Source organism: Psychrobacter sp. AOP7-A1-24 (assembly GCF_052376235.1).
Taxonomy (GTDB): Bacteria; Pseudomonadota; Gammaproteobacteria; order Pseudomonadales; family Moraxellaceae; genus Psychrobacter.
Map to the genome: position 1 here is coordinate 1 of NZ_JBQSVM010000097.1, position 1,103 is coordinate 1,103.

Annotated in this window: 1 protein-coding gene; it reads left to right on the plus strand. The window is 40.9% G+C overall.

Features of this window, described 5'->3' with window-relative positions; genetic code table 11:
- Positions 1-159: 159 nt before the first annotated feature.
- Positions 160-990 (plus strand): carbonic anhydrase, encoded by an 831-nt coding sequence (locus tag ACT3QQ_RS13855; RefSeq protein WP_201603293.1) that lies wholly within the window; start codon positions 160-162, stop codon positions 988-990.
- The last annotated feature ends 113 nt before the right edge of the window (positions 991-1,103 follow it).

The window sequence follows — 1,103 nt, forward strand, 5'->3', positions numbered from 1 at the left end:
GTTTATAAAAAATTAACTAAATAAATTTAGACTACAGATAATATGACTGATATAAAAAACCAATTGTGAGCTTTATAGGATTACGGTGTACAAGGTTTACGCCGTATTCGTTTGATTTTTAGGGAAATATAACACTATAACTTTATCAAGGACTATAATATGAACCCTCATTACTTAGCGGTTGCTACCATAGCAGTAAGCACCCTCGGTTTTTCTGCCTGTACCTCTCACCACCAAGCTTCAGAAGAACAGCTGACTGACACTAGTGCGACTGTAGTAGCATCGCAAGATAGTCATAGCGCCCATCATCCTAAGTGGTCATACGAAGGTAGTACAGGTGCTGAATACTGGGGTGACGTTGAGGGCGCTAGTACCTGTAAAACAGGCAAACAGCAGTCACCTATCAATATCACAAAAGTGACTGCCAGTAGTGCGGCAAAGCCAGTTATGGATTATGCTAAATCTACTGACATTCAAATCCATGACAATGGTCATACTGTCGTTTATACACCGACGACCGAAAACAACGCTATTATATTAGACAATGAACGCTATGTACTGAAGCAGTTTCATTACCATACACCAAGCGAACATCAATTCGGCAGTCAAAACTATCCAGGCGAGGTTCATTTTGTTCACGCCAATAGCGAAGGCAATCTTGCAGTAGTAGGTGTCATGCTAAAAATTGGTGAAGCCAATGATATGCTGCGCGTGTTGCTAAACGGGACTGAGATGACCACCCAAAACGATAACGACTATACGGCTAGTAATATTGATTTATCTAGCTTAGCCCCTATCATGTCCACTTTCTATCATTATAGCGGCTCGCTAACGACACCGCCTTGTTCAGAAAGAGTCCAGTGGTATGTCAGTAAGCAACCTCTAACCTTGACTAGCGATCAATTTAAGATTATGTCTGATCTATACGAAGGCAATAACCGCCCTATTCAGCCACAAGGCTCACGTAAGGTAGAACAGCTTAGCAAATAACCCCATCGTCATTGATAGAATTAGATTAATATAAAAGAGATACCACTAGAGCGTGTCGTCATTACCTATAATCGTTATTATCGATAAATAGGCTAATTGATGACACGCCCTAG

Bases quoted from the DNA above. Each gene is read 5' to 3' on its own strand.
- ACT3QQ_RS13855 (WP_201603293.1), top strand. From the start codon at position 160: ATGAACCCTCATTACTTAGCGGTTGCTACCATAGCAGTAAGCACCCTC.